The sequence below is a fragment of the Corynebacterium sp. HMSC034A01 genome, from assembly GCF_001838175.1.
Taxonomy (GTDB): Bacteria; Actinomycetota; Actinomycetes; order Mycobacteriales; family Mycobacteriaceae; genus Corynebacterium.
The window spans coordinates 1-298 of sequence record NZ_KV835949.1 but is presented as its reverse complement, the minus strand read 5'-3'; the positions used below and the strand labels follow the sequence as shown (position 1 = coordinate 298).

General features: G+C 61.4%; 1 protein-coding gene. It reads right to left on the bottom strand.

Annotated elements, in window-relative coordinates; all coding sequences use genetic code 11:
* Window positions 1-298, bottom strand: a 298-nt coding sequence (locus HMPREF2791_RS05165) for a transposase (protein ID WP_371335891.1), incomplete at both ends; no start/stop codon positions are given.

The window sequence follows — 298 nt, the reverse complement described above, 5'->3', positions numbered from 1 at the left end:
GATCAGCGCGCTTTTGCCGCCTTTGCCGATGACAAGATCGCCTTCCCAGTGCCCGGGGATTGCCCGGTCGTCGGCTTCTGGGCTGCGCTTGGTGATTTCAGCGCCTTTGATCCACGGCTTGCCGGTGAGCAGACCCGCGTTGCGGGGCCGGGTTTTTCGGCGCTTCCCGCCGCGGATGAGCACATCTTGGGTCTTCATCACCGCTTCAAGCTCGGCGCGCAGGCTGCCTTTGCCCTGGATGTACAAGGCGCTGTAGATCGCTTCGTGGGAAATACGCATGCTTTCATCATCGGCGAAA